This is a genomic window from Paenibacillus rigui (assembly GCF_002234615.1).
Taxonomy (GTDB): domain Bacteria; phylum Bacillota; class Bacilli; order Paenibacillales; family NBRC-103111; genus Paenibacillus_S; species Paenibacillus_S rigui.
Genome location: NZ_NMQW01000023.1, coordinates 222,434 through 240,891 on the forward strand (window position 1 = coordinate 222,434; position 18,458 = coordinate 240,891).

14 protein-coding genes and 1 pseudogene are annotated in these 18,458 nt (G+C 52.0%); 13 read left to right on the forward strand and 2 right to left on the reverse strand.

Annotation, left to right across the window (positions count from 1 at the left end):
* The first annotated feature begins 51 nt into the window (after positions 1–51).
* Positions 52–639: a type 1 glutamine amidotransferase family protein gene (locus CF651_RS16830; protein WP_094016023.1), complete on the forward strand. Its 588-nt coding sequence runs from the start codon at positions 52–54 to the stop codon at positions 637–639.
* 144 nt (positions 640–783) lie between these two features.
* Here CF651_RS16830 and CF651_RS16835 read toward each other — a convergent pair whose 3' ends face one another.
* Entirely contained in the window at positions 784–2,421 is a 1,638-nt protein-coding gene (locus CF651_RS16835) for a catalase (protein WP_094016024.1), read from the reverse strand.
* A 205-nt stretch (positions 2,422–2,626) separates the two neighbouring features.
* On the opposite strand from CF651_RS16835, the gene CF651_RS16840 reads away from it, so the two are divergent.
* From CF651_RS16840 to CF651_RS16895, 12 genes and pseudogenes are all read left to right on the forward strand, one after another.
* Complete coding sequence (locus CF651_RS16840; protein ID WP_094016025.1) at positions 2,627–3,061, forward strand: MarR family winged helix-turn-helix transcriptional regulator; 435 nt, start codon at positions 2,627–2,629, stop codon at positions 3,059–3,061.
* A 116-nt stretch (positions 3,062–3,177) separates the two neighbouring features.
* A complete protein-coding gene (locus CF651_RS16845; protein ID WP_094016026.1) occupies positions 3,178–4,386 on the forward strand; it encodes an MFS transporter in 1,209 nt (402 codons plus the stop codon).
* 42 nt (positions 4,387–4,428) lie between these two features.
* Positions 4,429–4,628: pseudogene (locus CF651_RS32880) on the forward strand (alcohol dehydrogenase); the annotation flags it as partial.
* Positions 4,629–4,988: 360 nt separating this feature from the next.
* Entirely contained in the window at positions 4,989–5,927 is a 939-nt protein-coding gene (locus CF651_RS16855; protein ID WP_094016027.1) for a carbohydrate ABC transporter permease, read from the forward strand.
* Positions 5,928–5,967: 40 nt separating this feature from the next.
* Positions 5,968–6,816 (forward strand): carbohydrate ABC transporter permease, encoded by an 849-nt coding sequence (locus CF651_RS16860; RefSeq protein ID WP_179232849.1) that lies wholly within the window; start codon positions 5,968–5,970, stop codon positions 6,814–6,816.
* 128 nt (positions 6,817–6,944) lie between these two features.
* Positions 6,945–8,327 carry an ABC transporter substrate-binding protein gene (locus tag CF651_RS16865; protein ID WP_094016028.1) on the forward strand — a complete coding sequence of 461 codons (1,383 nt, stop codon included), beginning with the start codon at positions 6,945–6,947 and terminating at the stop codon, positions 8,325–8,327.
* A 94-nt stretch (positions 8,328–8,421) separates the two neighbouring features.
* The gene (locus CF651_RS16870; RefSeq protein ID WP_342746585.1) at positions 8,422–10,290 is read left to right on the forward strand and encodes a cache domain-containing sensor histidine kinase; all 1,869 of its coding nucleotides are present in this window, start codon (positions 8,422–8,424) and stop codon (positions 10,288–10,290) included.
* A complete protein-coding gene (locus CF651_RS16875) occupies positions 10,283–11,896 on the forward strand; it encodes a response regulator transcription factor (protein WP_094016030.1) in 1,614 nt (537 codons plus the stop codon). The genes CF651_RS16870 and CF651_RS16875 overlap by 8 nt, the downstream gene beginning before the upstream one ends.
* A 111-nt stretch (positions 11,897–12,007) precedes the next feature.
* Positions 12,008–13,951, forward strand: a complete 1,944-nt coding sequence (locus CF651_RS16880; protein ID WP_245855963.1) for a heparinase II/III family protein — start codon at positions 12,008–12,010, stop codon at positions 13,949–13,951.
* 34 nt (positions 13,952–13,985) lie between these two features.
* The gene (locus tag CF651_RS16885) at positions 13,986–15,119 is read left to right on the forward strand and encodes a glycoside hydrolase family 88 protein (RefSeq protein WP_094016031.1); all 1,134 of its coding nucleotides are present in this window, start codon (positions 13,986–13,988) and stop codon (positions 15,117–15,119) included.
* A 237-nt stretch (positions 15,120–15,356) separates the two neighbouring features.
* A complete protein-coding gene (gene pyrH, locus CF651_RS16890) occupies positions 15,357–16,094 on the forward strand; it encodes a UMP kinase (protein ID WP_094016032.1) in 738 nt (245 codons plus the stop codon).
* Between the two features lie 23 nt (positions 16,095–16,117).
* Positions 16,118–17,341: an FAD-dependent monooxygenase gene (locus tag CF651_RS16895; RefSeq protein ID WP_094016033.1), complete on the forward strand. Its 1,224-nt coding sequence runs from the start codon at positions 16,118–16,120 to the stop codon at positions 17,339–17,341.
* A gap of 6 nt (positions 17,342–17,347) precedes the next feature.
* On the opposite strand, the gene CF651_RS16900 is transcribed toward CF651_RS16895, so the two are convergent.
* The gene (locus tag CF651_RS16900) at positions 17,348–18,214 is read right to left on the reverse strand and encodes a hypothetical protein (protein WP_245855964.1); all 867 of its coding nucleotides are present in this window, start codon (positions 18,212–18,214) and stop codon (positions 17,348–17,350) included.
* Positions 18,215–18,458: the final 244 nt, after the last annotated feature.

An 18,458-nucleotide genomic window follows, 5' to 3' on the forward strand; every position in this document is an offset into this window, starting at 1 on the left:
TGTTTTTTGTGTATTTTAGTATGAAAAGATGCGTGAGGAGAGTGGATTTTAATGAAGAAACAGGTTTGGATTGTGCTTACGGATGGTTTTGCAGATTGGGAGGCCAGCTACATTAGTCCGGAGCTCAATAAGCCGGAAGCCGGATATCAGGTGCGGACGATCGCACTGGATAAAGCCGTGAAAACATCGATGGGCGGCTTCGACGTTCTTCCTCATCATACATGGGCCGAGGCTTGTGAGAAGGGGAACGACCCGGCTATGGTCATCCTTCCCGGAGGAACAAGCTGGCTTGCCGAAGTTAATGTGCCGATTCGTGAGCTGGTCCGCCATTGCTTCCAGCGCGGGATTCCTGTTGCGGCGATTTGCGATGCGACTACATTTCTCGCGAAACACGGATTCCTCGAAAACCATAAGCATACCGGCAATACACTAGGCTATCTAAAGCAAGGCGCCCCGGAATATCGCGGGGAACGCCTCTATGTGGAAGCACAGTCTGTCTGCGACGGAAATCTCATAACCGCAAACGGCAGCGCCGCGGTCGAATTCGCAAGAGATATATTGAAAAAACTGGGTGTGCTGGAGGGCGAGGCTCTCGAACAATGGTTCCATATCGCTAAGCATGGCTTTCTTTCCGCTTAAACGGCGGAAGGACGGGCCCAGGCGGTTTCCTTGTTCCTCGGTCTCGCCCTCGCGAAAGCCAGCTCAGTCATACTCGCATCGGTGTGGCGCTGCATACCGACGATCGAACACTTACCAATGCTCGAATCCGGCGCCGCCGCATCCTCAATATCCATCCGTCGGATTGCCCAGCCGATCCGCTTTGGCGGCACCCTGCCGGGCTTCCGGGGTTCCCATATGCCCGGATGCGGCCTGCTCCTTCACCTTCGCGAGACCTTCGGCAACTCTGCGGCCGTATTCGGCGTCCGCTTGGGTGAAGTAGTGAAGCATCTGTTCCTGGATGCCAGGCTTGCACAGGTGCAGGTTGGCCGCGAGGTTAGCGACCAGCTCGTCGCGCTCCCAATCCTCGAAGCTTCGGTACGTTTCACCAGCCTGCTTGAAATCGTTGGTCCGCTCGAGCTTTTGTCTGACCAGACGGGCGTTATAAGCCGGCTCATGCTCTTTGCCGGAGCGCTGTGCTTCCTGCAAGCCTCCGAGGGAGGAAGGCTCGTAGTTTACATGGGGACTTTGTCCGGGAGCGCGATCGACGAAGAAGGCCATCTGCCCGTCCCGCTGGTTCGTAGCGACATGCTTCTTGGGGGCATTGATGGGAAGCTGCAAATAATTCGTGCCGACGCGGTAGCGCTGGGTGTCCGAATAGGAAAAGGTGCGGCCCTGCAGCAGCTTGTCGTCGGAGAAGTCGAGGCCGTCCACAAGCACGCCGGTACCGAAGGCGGCTTGCTCGACTTCGGCAAAATAATTTTCCGGATTTTTATTGAGCACCATTTTGCCAACCGGCAGGAAAGGGAATTGTTGATGGTCCCAGAGCTTGGTCGGGTCCAACGGATCGTAGTCAAGCTCAGGATGCTCGTCGTCACTCATGATCTGTACGCAGAGCTCCCATTCCGGATAATCGCCGCGCTCAATCGCTTCATACAGATCCTGGGTGGCATGGCTGTAGTTTGTGCCTTGAATCGTATCGGCTTCCTTCTGGGTGAGATTGCGTATTTTTTGCTTGATAGGCTCCCAATGGTATTTCACCAGTACGGCCTTCCCCTCCGCATTGACCCATTTGTACGTATTTACGCCGGACCCCTGCATTTCCCTGTAATTGGCCGGGATGCCCCAGGGAGAGAACAGGAAGGTAATCATATGCGTCGCTTCCGGAGAATTGGACACGAAATCGAACATCCGCTCCGGGTTCGACAGGTTCGTCACCGGGTCCGGCTTGAACGCATGGACCATGTCCGGAAATTTCAGCGGATCGCGAATAAAAAATATTTTCAGATTGTTGCCCACCAAATCCCAGTTGCCATCCTCTGTATAAAATTTGACGGCAAATCCGCGCGGGTCGCGAAGCGTCTCCGGGGAATGCGCACTGTGGACGACCGTCGAGAACCGCACGAACACCGGCGTCTGCTTGCCGGCTTGCTGGAACAGCTTGGCGCGGGTGTACTTCGACACGGGCTCTTCTCCGACCTTGCCGTAGGCCTCGAAATAGCCATGGGCACCGGCTCCCCGGGCATGGACGACCCGCTCGGGGATCCGCTCCCGATCGAAATGCGATATTTTCTCGATATAATGATAGTTTTCCAGCGTGGAAGGGCCGCGGCTGCCGACGGTGCGAATGTTCTGATTGTCCTGAATCGGATGCCCCTGACGGTCGGTTAAAGTGATTTCGGTCTCGCCCTCTGAGAACCGCTGGTCCTGCGGGCCGCCGCTTTGGGTGACGGATGTTCCTGCATTTAAATTATCGGGTGTCATCTTCCTGCACTCCTGTCCTAAAATTTACCTGTGTATTATTTTCCGTACACGGGCTGAATATGTAAGGGATCTCACAAAATCTGCTTTGGCAAATGGGCAAGCTTGAAATTGACAATTAGGGTGTCCAACCCATATGATATAAAAAAACGTGCTATAGCACGTAAATGCTGACAGCATCTATTCGGCAGGGGAGTGCAGGAATCGCATGGATACGAGACATGTGTATGAGGAAGCATTAGGCCGCATAATTAACCATACCAGTCTGGTTTTGGCACGCAACTTTCAGAAAAGTCTGGAGCCCTTTGATATTACCCTGGAACAATGGGGTCTGCTCAATGTGCTGTGGGTCCAGGACGGATTAACACTGAAGGACTTGTCCGACAAGGTCAACAAAGATCATACGAATCTCTCCAGAATCGTAGACAAGCTGGTGAAAAAGGGCCTCCTGGAACGCACCGCCCATCCGGAGGACCGCAGAGCATGGCTCTTGTATGTAACAGGGAAGGGAATCGAGCTGCAGGAGGCCATCGTTCCTGTAGCGGAACAAGTCATAGAGCAGGAGGTTCAAGGCATATCTTTGGAGGAGCAGGAGCTGCTTCGCAGATTGCTTCGCCGTATGTGCCACAATGTGCAAGCGTAAGGCGGCAGAGCGGAGACGGGACGGCCAGTACCGGTCCCTTTTCGTTCGCTCATATAGGTGCTATACCACGTAAATAATCTCCCGGTTGGGGATATTAGAAAAAGGAGGGTGTACGAATGACAAGTACGACACAAGCACAAGTTCAAGCAGGACACGAGCCATTGTGGACAGCGCCGTTTATTTTGCTATCGTTATCCAATTTCTTTGTGTTTCTTGGTTTTCAGATGCTGCTGCCTACCGTCCCGTTATTCGTCTCGGAGCATGGCGGAAGCAGCACGCAGGTCGGGCTGGTCATCGGACTCTTGACTCTGTCTGCAGTGCTGATTCGCCCGATTGCAGGGGCTTTCCTCGACAAATGGGGGCGCAAGCTCATTCTGGCAATCGGGATTGCCATCTGCCTGCTGGCGATGGGCGGTTATTTGATCGCAGCCACCGTATTCCTGATGCTGATGATCCGCTTTATACACGGCATAGGCTGGGGCATCGCAACGACGACGTTCGGCGTGATCGCATCCGATATCGTGCCTGCTTCCCGAAGAGGGGAAGGGATGGGCTATTTCGGATTGGGCTCGACGCTGGCCATGGCGGTAGGTCCTTTTGCGGGGCTATGGCTGCTGAAGCAATATGGATTTACCTTTCTGTTCGCGGCAACGCTCCTCAGCACCCTGTTCGCTTTGATCGGGATGCAGTTTATCAAGCTGCGCTCCCGGATCGAGGAGGCTCCGAAGCGCGAGGCCGCCTCCTTTTGGTCGAGGATTGTAGACAAATCCGCTTTGTTTCCTTCCTTGCTCGCTCTGCTGCTGGGTGGTACCTACGGCGGATTGGTCAGCTTCATTACGCTGTTCGGCAACGAAGCGGGAATCGAGAACATCGGATGGTTCTTCTTGTTCAACGCGGCGAGCATTTTTGTCGTTCGTCCTATTTCCGGCAAGCTATTTGACCGCAAGGGTCATATCTGGGTGCTGTTCCCGGGGGCCTTATTCTGTATTGCAGGGCTGATTCTGACCTCTTACGCTTCTTCTACCTGGACGCTGGTCGCTGCCGCGATCCTGTACGGTATTGGCTTTGGCTCCATCCAGCCTTCGATCCAGGCGTGGGTGATCAGCAGATCGGCACCGAATCGGAGAGGAGCAGCCAATGCTACCTTTTATTCGGCCTTCGATATCGGGATCGGAGGCGGCGGCATGCTGCTTGGGCTGGTAGCCCAAGGAAGCAGCTACGCTCAAATGTACCGGTATTCATCGCTTATTCTTGTCGCGTATCTGGTTCTGTATTTCTTCTATATCGCCGCACGGAAGGAAGCCAGTACGTCGAATGCCAGTTAAGGATGGCATAGCTGCGATGAAAAAAATGATGATTAGGTAACCATGAAGCTTGGCGTGGACCATTATTATGCCACGAGTGATCCGGGGACGTTTAATAAACTGGCTGGCTCGTTTGACCCCATTGTAAATACCGTAAGTGCAAAGATCGATATGAGTGCATACCTTTCATTGATGGCGCTGGACGGTACACTAGTCAATTCGGTGCGCCATCGGAGCCGTTGTCGGTTAATGTATTCTCGTTGAATGAATAATCATTAATCTTAGCAACAATTTTAGGGCACGCCTACATAGGTGTGCCTCTTTATTTGGATGAGGAAAATCTGCAAGCTGCAAATCGACTTACTTAGGAACAACCTTTGTTGCGGCAGTGGGTGGGTTGTTTATATGAGAGAGGGGAGAGGGTACACCATACGTTGTATTCGAGGGCTTGCTTTCACTGATATGATGAAAGGTTCATTTTTTGGCGGCTGATGAGAAATAATACGGTTGCGGTTCTATGAAAAGTCAAAATTTTTGATAATGTGATCAAAATAGCGTTAAATAAGGCACCCCTCTTTTCTTTATAATTAAGTCAATAATAACGAAGTCGAGGTGAGTGCAACATGAATTCCAACTCCACTGCTGCTGTGGCTGACAAAAAGATAACGAAGCCGCGCAAAAGCAGCTTGCAGCGTAAAGAAACGTTAGCCGGTTTCATATTCGTGAGCCCGATGCTGATCGGAGTCACCATATTTGTACTGATTCCTATTATCGCCACGTTCGTCCTGAGCTTCTCGGATTGGAACTTTATTATGGGCTTTAACGGGTTCAAATGGGGCGGGCTGGACAATTATCAGAAGCTGTTTCATGATCCGCAGTTTCTGAAGTCACTCCGCAACAACGCCATATTTTTATTGACGGTTCCCGTTTATTTGATCATTTCGATCGTGCTCGCGATTTTAATTGACAAGCACGTCTATTTTAAAAGCTTTTTCAAAGTCGCGTATTTCATGCCTTACATCTCCAGCGTGGTAGCTGTTGCTATCGTATGGCAAGTGTTGTTTCACCCGTCCGCGGGACCGGTAAACCAGTTTCTGATGTCGCTGGGTGTGTCCAATCCGCCGAAATGGATTGCCGACCCGGATTATGCGCTCATCTCCGTCATGATGATTTCGGTCTGGATTTCCATCGGATTTAACTTGATCGTCTATATCGCGGCGCTGCAATCCATTCCTAAAGATTTGTACGAAGCGGCCGACATTGACGGTGCGAACGGCTGGGTTAAATTCAAAAGCATCACGCTTCCGATGCTGTCGCCAACGACCTTCTTCCTGATGATTACCGGCTTTATTTCGACCTTTAAAGTATTTGAATTGATTGCGGTGTTAACACAGGGCGGACCTGTAGGATCGACAAGCATGCTCGTGTGGTATTTGTACGATACGGCGTTTACGAATTTGAAGCTTGGCTACGCGTCTTCCATGTCCACGGTGCTGTTCCTGCTCGTATTGCTGATTACAGCTCTGCAATGGCTTGGCCAGAAAAAATGGGTAAACTATTAATTTAAGCCCAGATTACGTAAGGAAATGAGGGGATAATGCCATGAGTACGAAGGAACTGAAGGAACCGCTTAGTCTAAGAAAAACGATCGTAACTATCATCCTGTTTGCTGTCAGTATTTTGTTCCTGATGCCGTTTATATGGATGCTGTCCGCATCCTTCAAAATCGAAAATGATGTGTTTAACTATCCGATCGAGTGGATTCCAACGCATTGGAATGCGATTGCGAACTACAAAGAGGTATGGATGGGGAAATTTCCATTCTACGTTTACTATTGGAACTCTATCAAAATTACGGTTGTCACAACGGCTATTTCCGTAATTATCTCGGCTATGGCCGCTTACGGCTTCTCCAAAATTCAATTTGCCGCAAGCAAATGGCTGTTCCTGATCGTATTGACGACGTATATGGTGCCAGGTCAAGCCACATTGGTTCCGCAATTTATTTTGTACCGCTACATTGGGCTGTTCGACAACCATATCGGCTTGATTCTGATCGGCAGCTTCAGCGTATTGGGAACGTTCATGCTGCGCCAGTTTTTCATGGGCATTCATAATGAATTTATTGAATCCGCCAAAATTGACGGTGCCGGCCACTTCCGTATTTTCTGGTCGATCATTCTGCCGCTGGCTCGTCCATCGATTGCAACCTACGGGATTCTTCGCTTTATCTGGACCTGGAACGACTATCAGAATCCGTTGATTTTCCTGCGGACCGATAAGCTGTACACGATTCAATTGGCGATGCAAAAATTTACGTCTCTAAGCGGTGAGTTTTACTCGCTCATTATGGCTGCAGCCGTCTCTGCAATCCTTCCGCTGCTCATTATTTTCATTATTGGACAGAAGAGCGTTATTGAAGGGATTGCTACGGGCGGGGTCAAAGGATAATAAAAAAGTCAAAAAAATTCAAAAAAAGTCAATTTACGCGCATGGTTCTGCAGCAGGCAATTGATACAATTTGTTTGAAAGCGTTTTTCATAAAAAAGAGCAGTACACTTGAGGAGGGTTTTTAGACCATGAACAAGAAGAAATTGGGCGCAGGTATTGTCAGCGGTGTGATGTTAGCAGGCTTGTTGGCGGGCTGTGGCGGTGGAGCGGCAACAGAGCAAGGCAAGGACAACGCTTCCGGCTCTGCAGCTGGCGGTAAAACAACAGAGCTTCGTTTCTATACTTATGGTACGGAAAGTGCTTATAGCTGGAAAAAGACGGTTGCAGCCTATGAGGAAAAAAATCCGGGCGTTAAAATCAATGTCATCGGCTTGAGTGAAAAAGGCGACACGCAGGAATCGTTGAAAAAGCTTGACCTTGCGGCAGCTTCCGGCGAAGACATGGACATCCTGATGTTCAGTGACGCAGCAAGCTATGCACAGCGTGTATCCCTTGGTATGGTAGCGCCAATCGACGATTATATTAACAAGGACGGCTACAAGGTTGGCGAAGAGTACAAGGTTGACACGAAGCTGAATGGCAAGTATTACGCGCTTCCTGGTAAATTCAATCCATGGTACGTTCTGTTGAACAAGGATCAGCTGGATGCAGCCGGTCTGAAGGTGCCTACGGACTGGACTTGGGACGATTTCGCGGACTACGCCAAGAAGCTGAGCAAAGGCGACGGAGCGAACAAAGTATACGGTACGTATTTCCACGGTCCTCAAAACGGCGGCTGGCTTGATTATGTAAAGCTGGCAATGGCGAACCAAGCGGAAAACCCTGAGTTCATCAAAGCCGACGGCTCTTCCAACATGGATAGCCCGCTGTTCAAAAAATCGTTGGAGCTGCGCGTGAAAATGGAGAAGGAAGACAAATCGGCCGTTCCTTACTCCGATATGCTTTCCCAAAAGCTGAACTATCGTACGCAATTCTACAATCAAAAAGCGTCTATGATTCTGATCGGCAGCTGGATGAACTCCGAGCTGGGCGGTACGGAGCAAACACCTTTGAACTTCAACATCGCTGTTGCACCATATCCTAAAAACGCTGCTGGCGACAAAGGCGGATATGCTACGGTAACAACCGACTATATGGCCGTTGCTGCAAATTCCAAGCATAAAGACGAAGCTTATAAATTCATTCGTTGGCTGACTACGGACGGCGCTTTGGTTCAAGGGAAAAACATTCCTTCGTGGAGCAAAGTGAAATCCGAGGATTTGGGTAAAATTATCGATACGATCCTGAGCAGCACCAAAAACCCGGAGAAGGTGGATAAAGATTCTCTGAACCGTGTTATGGCCAATTCCAAAGCATCCGCTATCGTACCTCCGGTTTCTTACCAAGCGGAAGTATACAAAGCGGTGAACGAAGAGTTCGAGAAGCTGATCTTGGGTAAACAAGATATCGACGCTACCGTGAAAGCATCGCAGGATCGTGTAGCTCAAATTATTGCTTCGAACAAGAAATAATTTGGTATAATAAGCAGTACAGCCTCAAAGAGGGGGAAGGGTTAAGCCTACCCCTCTCTTTTGCGTTCAGACTATGCTCTACCAGTGTCTTCGCTTGAGGAAATTGTCGTCAGGTCAGGAGGCGGTTCCACTGCAATCCCCGTTCCGTAAATGGTTTTCGTCACGTTCTTTTCGTTATAAATTAATGATGGCCTCCATCATATGTATTCTCATTCCGGCTTGTATCACGTTGGCCGTCTACAATTACTTAACGCAGGATGCGGTCAAGGAACAGGCGGTATCCAACTCCCAGGAATCAATGATGCTTGTAAACAACTATGTCACGAACTCGTTCAAATATATGCTCAATGTGGCCAATACGATTCAGATGGACCCGGAGCTGGAATCGATCTTCAAAGCGAATGTTGCCGGTAAGCGGTATACGGGACCTACAGCAGAGTATGATGAATTCGCCGATAAAAATAAAATTATTAAGCAAATTGACAATATCACGATAGCTGGAGAAAAAGTAAACGTAACGATTTTATTATCGAACGGTTCGTATTACGCCAACTACGAGATTGATGAATATAATCCCCTGAACCTTATGAATGAGCCGTGGTTTAATCAGCTGAAGGACTTGTACGGCTTTCAATCGTATTGGGTGGGTACGACACCAACGGTATTTAAAACCCAAAAGCTGAACAACCCTTACCAAATGTCGGTGGTCCGCACGCTTCGCTGGGAAGGGTCGACGATCTACGGCTTCATTATGGTGACAGTCATGGAGAACCAGATCAATCAGAATTTCGAGCGGCTTGCCAACAACCAGGAGTTTATGATTTTGGATAGCCATCAGAAGGTTATTTCGAGCAATGATGTCACCAAGATCGGAACCAAGTTCACGTACGCCGATGTGAGCTCTCAGGCCGAACCCATCTCCTCGGAGATTGTCCAGGTGGACCACGAGGATTATTTGATTACGCAGAAGCTGATGCCTCTGACGGGCTGGAAGCTGGTATCCTTGACGCCCTATAAAAAGGCGATATTTAAAATCAGCGGTATTTTCAATAAAGTATTCGTGTTCCAAATCGTGTCCTTCATCGTATTCCTGCTGCTGCTATTATACTTGCTCGGCACGTTTACGAGGCCGCTCGTCCGTCTGGGGAAAGTCGCGCTGACTGTGCAGCGGGGCGACCTGGAGACGCGCTCCCATATTCGCGGGGAGGATGAAATCGGCCGTCTCGGCTATTTATTCGATCAGATGCTTGACCGGATCAAGGAGATGATCGCCGAGGTGTCCGAGACGCAGGCGCGCAAGCGGCAGGCGGAGCTGGACATGCTGCAGGCGCAGATCAATCCTCATTTTTTGTTCAACGTGCTGAACTCGATCCGGATGAAGGTGATGTTTCGCGGGGATAAAGAAAGCGCCGAAATGATCGGATCGTTATCCAAGCTGCTGCGGATGACGATTAATAAGGATAAGGGAACGATCACTCTCCACGAGGAAGTGGAAATAGTGATGGATTACATGCAGCTGATGAACATGCGTCAGAAAGAAAAGGTGCAGCTGAAGATCGATGTATCGACGGACGCCTTTTTGAAAAAGGTGCCGCGATTTTTTTTGCAGCCCATCATTGAGAATGCATTGATCCACGGCTTGAATCAATCTGCGGGCACGATAACGGTCGAGGCTTGGATGGAAGCGCAGAAGCTGATCGTGGCTGTCGAGGACAACGGGACCGGCATGGCGGAAGAGACGATCGCGCGTCTCCGCCGGCGGCTGACATCGGGAGAGGATAGGGGGGAGCGGGGCGTGGACTCGCGCAAAGGCTTTTCAAGCATAGGCTTGTCGAACGTCAATGAACGGATGCGGATGACCTACGGCGATGCTTTTTATATGGAGATAGACAGTGAACCGGGGAGGGGCACTCGGGTAACGATGCACATTCCCGCTGCGGAGGTGGATTCCGAACATGTATAAAGTGATGCTGGTCGATGACGATTATCCGGTGCTGGAGTTTTTATCCGCTGCCATACCGTGGGAGCAGTACGGCTTGCAGCTGCAGGGCACGCATGAGAACGGCGCGGTAGCCCTTGAACAGGCCGAGGCGGGAATGCCGGATATTCTCATTACGGATATCGGAATGCCGAAGATGAACGGATTGGAGCTCATTGCAGCATTAAGAGAGCGCAAGCCCAATCTGCGGGTGGCTATTTTGTCGTGCCATAATGAGTTTCATTACGCCCAGCAGGCGCTGCGGCTCAATGTGCAGGATTATGTGTTGAAGGATACACTCGATCCGGCGGATTTGGAAAAGCTGCTGGATCAGTTCAAGAAAAGCCTGGATCAGGAGGGGCAGGTGCTGACTCACCAGCATCAGCTTCAGCATATGGTGGACCGCAACAAAGAGCTGATGAAGGAGAAATTCATTCGCAAGACGATGCAGGAGCCCATCCTGGACCGGCAGGATTGGATGTCGGAGGCGCAAACCTTCGATCTGGAGCTGACGGGAAAAGCGTGCCTCCCGATCATGGGGTTTATCGACGGCTACCGTCTGGCCAAGCACCGGTTCATGTCCGACGATATTCTTCGATTCGCCATCTACAATGTCATTAATGAAATGATCGGTCAGGACGAGCTGCCTGTGGTTCATTTTGCTTACGGTACGAAGGAATCGTTTTATTTGTACCCGTTTCATGACACGCTCAAAATTAACGCCTACGATGAGGCGGCGGCGCAGATCAAGGAAATTCAAACGGCGCTGCGCAAATATTTGAAAATCTCGATGTCCTTCCTGATCGGAGACGTCTGCCATCAGCCCGAGGAGATCAAAAGCTCGCTGAACGGGCTGCTCGCCGCGAGAGTGCAGCGATTTTATATGGAGGAAGGGTCCATCGCGAAGCAGCGGGTTTACAGCGAAGGCAATATCGATCTGTTCTCCTGGTATGATCAGGCTAGCACCGAATTTCGGGAAATGATGATCGAGAAGAATACCGGGCTTATCGTGCCTACGGTCGAGCGGTGGATGGAGTTTTTGCGGGAGCATACGTTTCCGCCCGAGAAGGTCAAGGATTGGGTGCTGAAGCTGCTCCTTGATTTGAAGCTGAAGCTGCAGTCGCTGCAATATTTCCGTTCCACCTATGCGGTGGACATTCTTCACAAGGAAATTCTTGAGATCGATTCGCTGGTGGAGCTGGAGCACTGGCTGATTGACCACTTTCAGTCCGTTATTGCGTTGGCGGGGGAAATTTGGGAGCAGAGCAAGCGGTCCGAGGTGGTGGAGGCCTGCCATTATGTCTCCCTGCACCTGGACAAAAGAATCGGCCTAGAGGAGGTTGCGGACCATCTGCACTTGAACAGCAGCTATTTCAGCCGTCTGTTCAAGAAGGAGACCGGGGAGACGTTCATTGAATACGTGACCCGGATGAAGATGATCCGCGCGAAGGAGCTGCTCGATCAGACCAGCCATCCGGTCGGTAAAATTTGCGAAATGCTCGGTTACGATAATCAGAGCTATTTCATCAAAATCTTCAAATCGTCCGTCGGTTTGACGCCGGTGGAGTATAGAGGTCAAAAAACAACCTGAAACAGTAAAAATAGTAGTACGGTTTCGGTGCCGGAAATCAGTAGTATGAACGTAGAAGCAATTATCTAGAAGCATGGTGAATAAGCAGCAGCGGAGCGGGCGGAATCGTTCTTGAGAAGCAACAGGGCCCGAAGGAAGGCTTCGTCCGTGCAGCGGGTGGCATTCACGAGTCTTCTAAGTTATGCAGCGGAGGTTCATATGGATCGGAATCAGATTGCACAAATGTTAAGGGATCACGCCGACGGAGGCCGGTCTCTCCTGTTTCCTGCCGGAGATTCTGCGCAGTGGTGGAGCCGTATCGGACAAGCAGAGGCTTATCGTCCGGTACTCCATGAGATCCGGGAAGTCGCGGAAGCGCTGCTTCGTCTGCCGGCACCCGAGCTGACTTACGGCATTTTCCGTTTGTTCGGTGAGAAGGGCTCGAGATTGGAGTATGAGCGGCCTTATTTCGAGATGAGAAAGAGATTGAATACGTTCACGCTCTACGCCTTGCTGGAGCCGGAGCGTGAGGATGTAATGCAGGCATTGCAGGAGACGATCTGGGCGATTTGCAACGAATATACGTGGTGCTTGCCTGCACATGTCGGCACTACGCCGGAAACGGTAGGCGAGGCCGCCTATTCGCTTCAGGAGCCTTCAGCCGATCTGCAGGGAAACGCCTCCATGATCGATTTGTTCTCGGCGGAAACCGGCTTTGCGTTAAGCGAGATTTTGCGCTTGACCGAGCATCGGTTACCGCTGCTGCTTCGCAACCGGATTCGGCACGAGGTATACCGCCGCCTGTTCTGGCCTTATATGCACCAAGGCCCCTTCTCATGGGAAACAGCGACGCACAACTGGGCTGCGGTATGCGCAGGCTCGATCGGCTCGGCCGCGCTGCATCTGATGACGGACGAGGACGATTTGTCCGCGGTGCTGGAAAAGGTACTCCGTACGATGGATTGCTATTTGCAGGGCTTTAAGGCGGACGGGGCCACGACGGAAGGGTACGGCTACTGGTATTATGGCTTCGGCTTTTTCGTGTTTTTTGCCGACCTGTTAAAGAAACGGACCGGGGGCGCGATGAATCTGTTCTCCAATGAGCGGGTTCACCGCATCGCCCTGTTCCAGCAAAAGTGCTTTATGAGCGGGGCTTCCGTCGTCAATTTCTCCGACTCGCTGCCGGAAGCGCATATCCATATGGGGCTGACGCATTACTTGAACCGGATGTATCCCGATGTGTTCGTCCCGTCCTACTCGCTTCGGACGGGCTATACGGAGGATCATTGCAGCCGCTGGGCGACTGCGCTGCGCAATGTGCTGTGGCACCGCCCGGAGAAAGCGGCGGACGGTCAGCCTTGGGGCGAAGCGTCCTACTTTCTGGAGGATGCGCAGTGGCTTGTCTCGCGTCATAGGAATGAGCACGGCATTTACTGCTTCGCGGCCAAGGGCGGACATAACGCGGAGCCGCACAATCATAACGATGTCGGGCACTTCATTCTCCATGCCGCAGGGGATACCTTTCTTGCGGATTTAGGCAGCGGCATGTACACGCAGGATTATTTCGGCGATGCGAGGTACAGCTACCTGTGTAACGGTTCGCAGGGGCATTCGGTACCGATCGTGAATGGACGAGTCCAGCAGGAGGGAGCCCAGTGCCGCGCCCAGGCCGCTTATGCGGCTGTAAACAGGGAAACGGAACGGCTGCAGCTTGATTTTGCATCCGCCTATGGGATGAAGGAGCTGAAGCAGCTGACGCGTACCTTCCAATGGCACAAGAAGGAACAGCCGGTTTTGGAGCTGGAGGATACGTTTGTTTTCAACGAGACGCCTGATTCATTGATCGAACGGTTCATGACGATGCTGGAGCCCGATGTATCGGGCAATGACCTTGTTATTCCCGGAAGAGAGCGGCGGTTAATCATCCGCTATGATCATGAACGGCTGCAGCCCCATGTGCAGAAGCTGGAGTATGCGGACCATTTTGGCGTCCAACAGGATGTCTATGCGATAGATTTCAAAGTGCTGCAGCCTGAGAAGAGATGCAAGGTGCAGCTGGGCTTTCAATTTGAATAAAGGTTTGCATAATCAAATGGAGGAGATGGTGAGAATGAGTATTGCAAATACGAATGCTTGGGTAAACGAAGCATGGGAGCAGACTGTAAGGAAGGTGTCCCGTACAAGCAAGCGGATCGGGGCGAATTTCCCGCACGCCAGCGTGAACGGGACCTATGTGCTGGAGCCTGCCTATTGGTGGACGGCCGGCTTCTGGCCGGGGCTGCTGTGGCTGCTGTACCGGGAGACCGGGGATGAGCAGCTCCGCGGGATTGCGGAGCAGTGCGAGCAGCAGCTGGATCAGGTTGTAACGGATTATTACAAGCTGGATCATGATATCGGCTTTATGTGGACGTTGACGAGCGTAGCGCGCTACAAGCTGCTTCAGGCGGAGGATGCAAAGCGCCGCGGGCTGCTGGCGGCCAACCTGCTGGCGGCACGCTTCAACGTGAAGGGCAGCTACATCCGCGCCTGGAATCCTTGGCGCGAAGGGGAGGACAACTCCGGCGTCGCCATTATCGACTGCATGATGAACCTGCCGCTCCTGTATTGGGCAACGGAGCAAACGGGAGATCCGCGGTTCAAGCACTTGGCGATCGAGCACGCGGATACGGTGCTGAATCATTTTATCCGGCCGGACGGCTCGGTATACCATATCGTTCGCTTCGACGCACAGACGGGCGAGCGGGTGGAAGCGCTGGGCGGCCAGGGCTTCGCGCCGGAATCGGCATGGTCCCGCGGCGCCTCTTGGGCTATTTACGGGATGGCGTTAAGCTATCAATACACGGGCGACGAGCGATACTTACAGGCGGCCAAAAGGGTGGCTCACTTCTTCATCTCCCAGCTCCCGGAAGATCACGTGCCTCACTGGGATTTCCGCCTGCCGGAGAATATTACGCGCTACCGCGATACGTCAGCCGGCGCCTGCGCGGCATGCGGGCTGCTGCTGATCGCCGATCAGGTCGCGCCGGTCGAAGCCGAGAGCTACCGCAAGGCGGGGGAAGCGATTCTGCATTCGTTGTACACGAACTACGGCGCGTGGGACGACGAGAAGGAGGAGGGCCTGGTGCTGCACGGCACAAGCCATTATCCGGAAGGTAAGAACGTGGATGTGCCGCTCATTTACGGAGATTACTTCTTCGTAGAAGGACTCAGCCGGTTGAAAGGCCGGACGGAGCGTTTTTGGTAATGGGATGAAATCCCTCCGTGCTCCCATTGCATTCTTGACCATCAACAGGTAAAATTTAGGTACATGTACAAGGGAGGTGGAAATATGAGGGTACAGACGGCTCCCCGGCGGATGCAGCTTATTTTCATATTTCTGTTCTCTTCTGAAACACTAGAGCATTTAATGCTTTAGTGTTTCTTTTTTTGTTCGCAGTCTTGAAGGACGGCAGGGAGGCTTATCCTTGAGGAGGTGTACCTTTTGAAACGATACCAAAGAATTCTTATTAAGCTCAGCGGCGGAGCCGTAGCAGGGAGCAGCGAATTCGGCTTCGAGCCGGAGAGACTGGATCACATTGCGAATGAAATTTTGTCGGTGGTGCACATGGGGGTGGAGGTTTCCATCGTCATTGGAGGCGGGAATATTTTTCGCGGGAACATGGCGGAAAGCTGGGGAATCGAGAGAGCCGAGGCGGATAATATCGGCACGCTTGCGACAGTCATCAATAGCCTGATGCTGAGAGGCGTCTTAAAGGCGAAGACGACCAAGGAGGTCCGGGTGATGTCGGCCATCCCTACCACCTCTGTTGCAGAGCCATATATTCGATTAAGAGCCATGCATCACTTGGAAAAAGGGTATATTGTCCTGTTCGCCGGAGGCAACGGCCAGCCTTATGTCACGACGGATTATCCTTCCGTGCAGCGGGCGATCGAGATCAACTGCCAAGCGCTGCTCGTAGCCAAGCAAGGGGTGGAGGGCGTGCTGACCGCGGACCCCAAGGTCGACCCGAATGCGCGTAAATACAAGTCGCTTCACTATAACGACGTCATTCAGCGTAATCTGAAAGTAATGGATCAGAGTGCATTTATTCTCGCGCGCGATTACAGCTTACCGATTCATGTATTTAACTTTGACCGTCCCGGATCGATGAAGGAAATTTGCGAAGGGTATGATAACGGCACGCTGATCAGCAAGGATTCAGGTTTAGTTTGCGAGTGAGATGACGAAATGGAGAGATAACCATGTCCAATCAAAGGCTGGAAACGGATGTGTGCATCGTCGGCGGAGGGCCTGCCGGGGTTATACTGGGCGTTCTGCTAGCCCAAGCGGGAGTCAGGGTTCTTGTGCTTGAAAGCCATGAAAATTTCGACAGGGAATATCGGGGCGAAGTGCTCCAGCCTCGGTTTACCCAACTGATGGATCAGCTGGGGCTGCGTTCCTATCTGGAATCGTTCCCTTCCTCCAAAATCAGGCGGGGCTCGCTCTATTATCGGAACAAACGGCTGGGTGAATTCAGCTTCGCCAACCTTGCTCCTGACATTCCTTATGCGCTGTGGATGCCGCAGCCGATCCTGCTTCAGGCTTTATATGATAAAGGACGGGAGCTTCCGGCATTTGAAATGAAGTTTCATGCGACGGTGAAGAAGCTGCTCCGGGAAGGAGCGGCAGTTACCGGTGTGGAAGCTGAAGGCGCGGGAGGAGAACGGTTCGAGGTGCACGCCAAAGTAACCGTTGGGGCGGACGGAAGGTTCTCCGCCGTAAGGAGGCTCGGGGAGTTTCAGATGGAGTATGAGCACCATGCCGGCGACCTGGTCTGGTTCACGATTCCGCGTCCGGACGGCTGGGATGACGAGGTGCGGTTGAAGGTGAGTGACGGCCACGGATTCATCTTGCTGCCGAAATACCCGAACCATCTTCAGGTCGGTGTGGCGGTACCGCCCGGGGAATGGAAAGAAATACGGCAGCAGGGGATAGAGCCTTTTCGTCAAGAACTGATGGCTGCGAATGAAGCATTCCGCGGCTTCGCGGAATCGTTAACCGACTTTAAACCGTTCGTGCTGCTGCAGGCAACCGATTTCTATGTATCGAGGTGGGCGCAGGACGGCTGCCTGCTCGTAGGCGATGCAGCCCACTGCGCCTCCCCGGTAGGGGCCGTCGGTGTCTCGCTGTCTGTGACGACGGCTGTGGTGGCGGCTGATGTCATTTTTGAAGCGCTTCAGGATCATGATGTATCGGCCGAGCGCCTGTCCAGAGTGCAGCAGCTCCGGGACAAGGAAATACGCTCCGTCCATAAGGTGCAGGAGCGGGCAGCCAAAATGATGTTCTCTTCCTCCCCGTTTATAAAAACGGTGGCCCCCTTAATCCTTTCATTGGCTGCCAAGACGAGGCTGCTCAGCTTGATTCAGCGGAACATGCTGCTGCTGTCCGAGCCGGTAAACGTGCACGAACGATTTGTGATCAAGTGAATCATCCTAGTACCGATCCATGATCAGTTGAGTTTTCAAGGAATCCTGCGGGAGAAACCAGCCTTTGCTTTGCAGGTAGGCAATCAGCTCGTCATGCTTTTGGGAGGCGGTAGCGGCGCTGGTCGTCTTGAAGGAAATTTCGACGACGTATTCCGTGCCGGTTCCTGCGGCATCCTGGATCGGCCAAATTTCAATATAGGTTTTCATGCCGCTCCACGTACCGGTATAACGCTTGGCAAGCACAGGACCGTATACGCGCGAAGCCTTCAGCTGCGCCGTTCCCCAGCCGCTGTACAGCCATTTGTCCATTTTGCCGGGAATATTTTTGACGAGCAGGTCGCGGGAATCGCTGGCGGAAGGAAGCTCCATGCCGCTGTAGCCGGATTTGCTGCCGGTTTTATCATTGGAAATGCTGAGCGTTTGCTTCTGATAGCCCCACTCCACCTGCGCAGCGTAGTTGGTATCGCTCGAGCTGAAGCCCTGCTGGTTCGCCAAAGTCAAAGCTGCGTTAATGTCTCCATTGGCAATCGGGTAACGCTTCTTGTAAGTCAGATCAAAGTCATTCTCGCCCTCCATCTTGCGAATCCGGGGGGACCAGCCGTTCGTGTAGATATCCTGTGCGCTCGTGTCCATGAATTCGACGTTCATTTTGGTCACCGTATCCGGCATACCGAAGGTGGAACGAACGGTACTGGTCAGCTTGTTGTCCGAGCCTAACACGGCACTCGGCTGCAGCAGCAGCTTGACCTCGTAATCGGGCACCATATTGCTTGCGGCATGCACCGGTTCAGGCGCTTGAATGCTTACGGCCAGGATTGCGGCACAAACCGCTGCGCTTAACGTGCGTACCCATGTCCTTCTTGTTTTCATCATTTGACAGCTCCCTTTGGGAAGAATTGGCTTACAAGCTTGACTATAAGGAGACTATGTTTTCAAGATGTTAACCGCGTGTATTGTTATTGTAAATCGATACCAAATAATTGCATTCGATCCGCCAGAGGCTTCGAGCCAAGCAATACAATGCAATGGAATGGAAGGAAAGGAAAGCCACCCCTTATAGCGTGGCGAATGAGTCTGTCTGAAAGCATGTGGAAAAAGACACTTTCCCAGCCACCGG

What these genes read in the sequence shown, in the direction of transcription:
- CF651_RS16830 (WP_094016023.1), top strand. Translation starts at nt 52, where the DNA reads ATGAAGAAACAGGTTTGGATTGTGCTTACGGATGGTTTTGCAGATTGG.
- CF651_RS16835 (WP_094016024.1), bottom strand. Translation starts at nt 2,421, where the DNA reads ATGACACCCGATAATTTAAATGCAGGAACATCCGTCACCCAAAGCGGC.
- CF651_RS16840 (WP_094016025.1), top strand. Translation starts at nt 2,627, where the DNA reads ATGGATACGAGACATGTGTATGAGGAAGCATTAGGCCGCATAATTAAC.
- CF651_RS16845 (WP_094016026.1), top strand. Translation starts at nt 3,178, where the DNA reads ATGACAAGTACGACACAAGCACAAGTTCAAGCAGGACACGAGCCATTG.
- CF651_RS16855 (WP_094016027.1), top strand. Translation starts at nt 4,989, where the DNA reads ATGAATTCCAACTCCACTGCTGCTGTGGCTGACAAAAAGATAACGAAG.
- CF651_RS16860 (WP_179232849.1), top strand. Translation starts at nt 5,968, where the DNA reads ATGAGTACGAAGGAACTGAAGGAACCGCTTAGTCTAAGAAAAACGATC.
- CF651_RS16865 (WP_094016028.1), top strand. Translation starts at nt 6,945, where the DNA reads ATGAACAAGAAGAAATTGGGCGCAGGTATTGTCAGCGGTGTGATGTTA.
- CF651_RS16875 (WP_094016030.1), top strand. Translation starts at nt 10,283, where the DNA reads ATGTATAAAGTGATGCTGGTCGATGACGATTATCCGGTGCTGGAGTTT.
- CF651_RS16885 (WP_094016031.1), top strand. Translation starts at nt 13,986, where the DNA reads ATGAGTATTGCAAATACGAATGCTTGGGTAAACGAAGCATGGGAGCAG.
- CF651_RS16895 (WP_094016033.1), top strand. Translation starts at nt 16,118, where the DNA reads ATGTCCAATCAAAGGCTGGAAACGGATGTGTGCATCGTCGGCGGAGGG.
- CF651_RS16900 (WP_245855964.1), bottom strand. Translation starts at nt 18,214, where the DNA reads ATGATGAAAACAAGAAGGACATGGGTACGCACGTTAAGCGCAGCGGTT.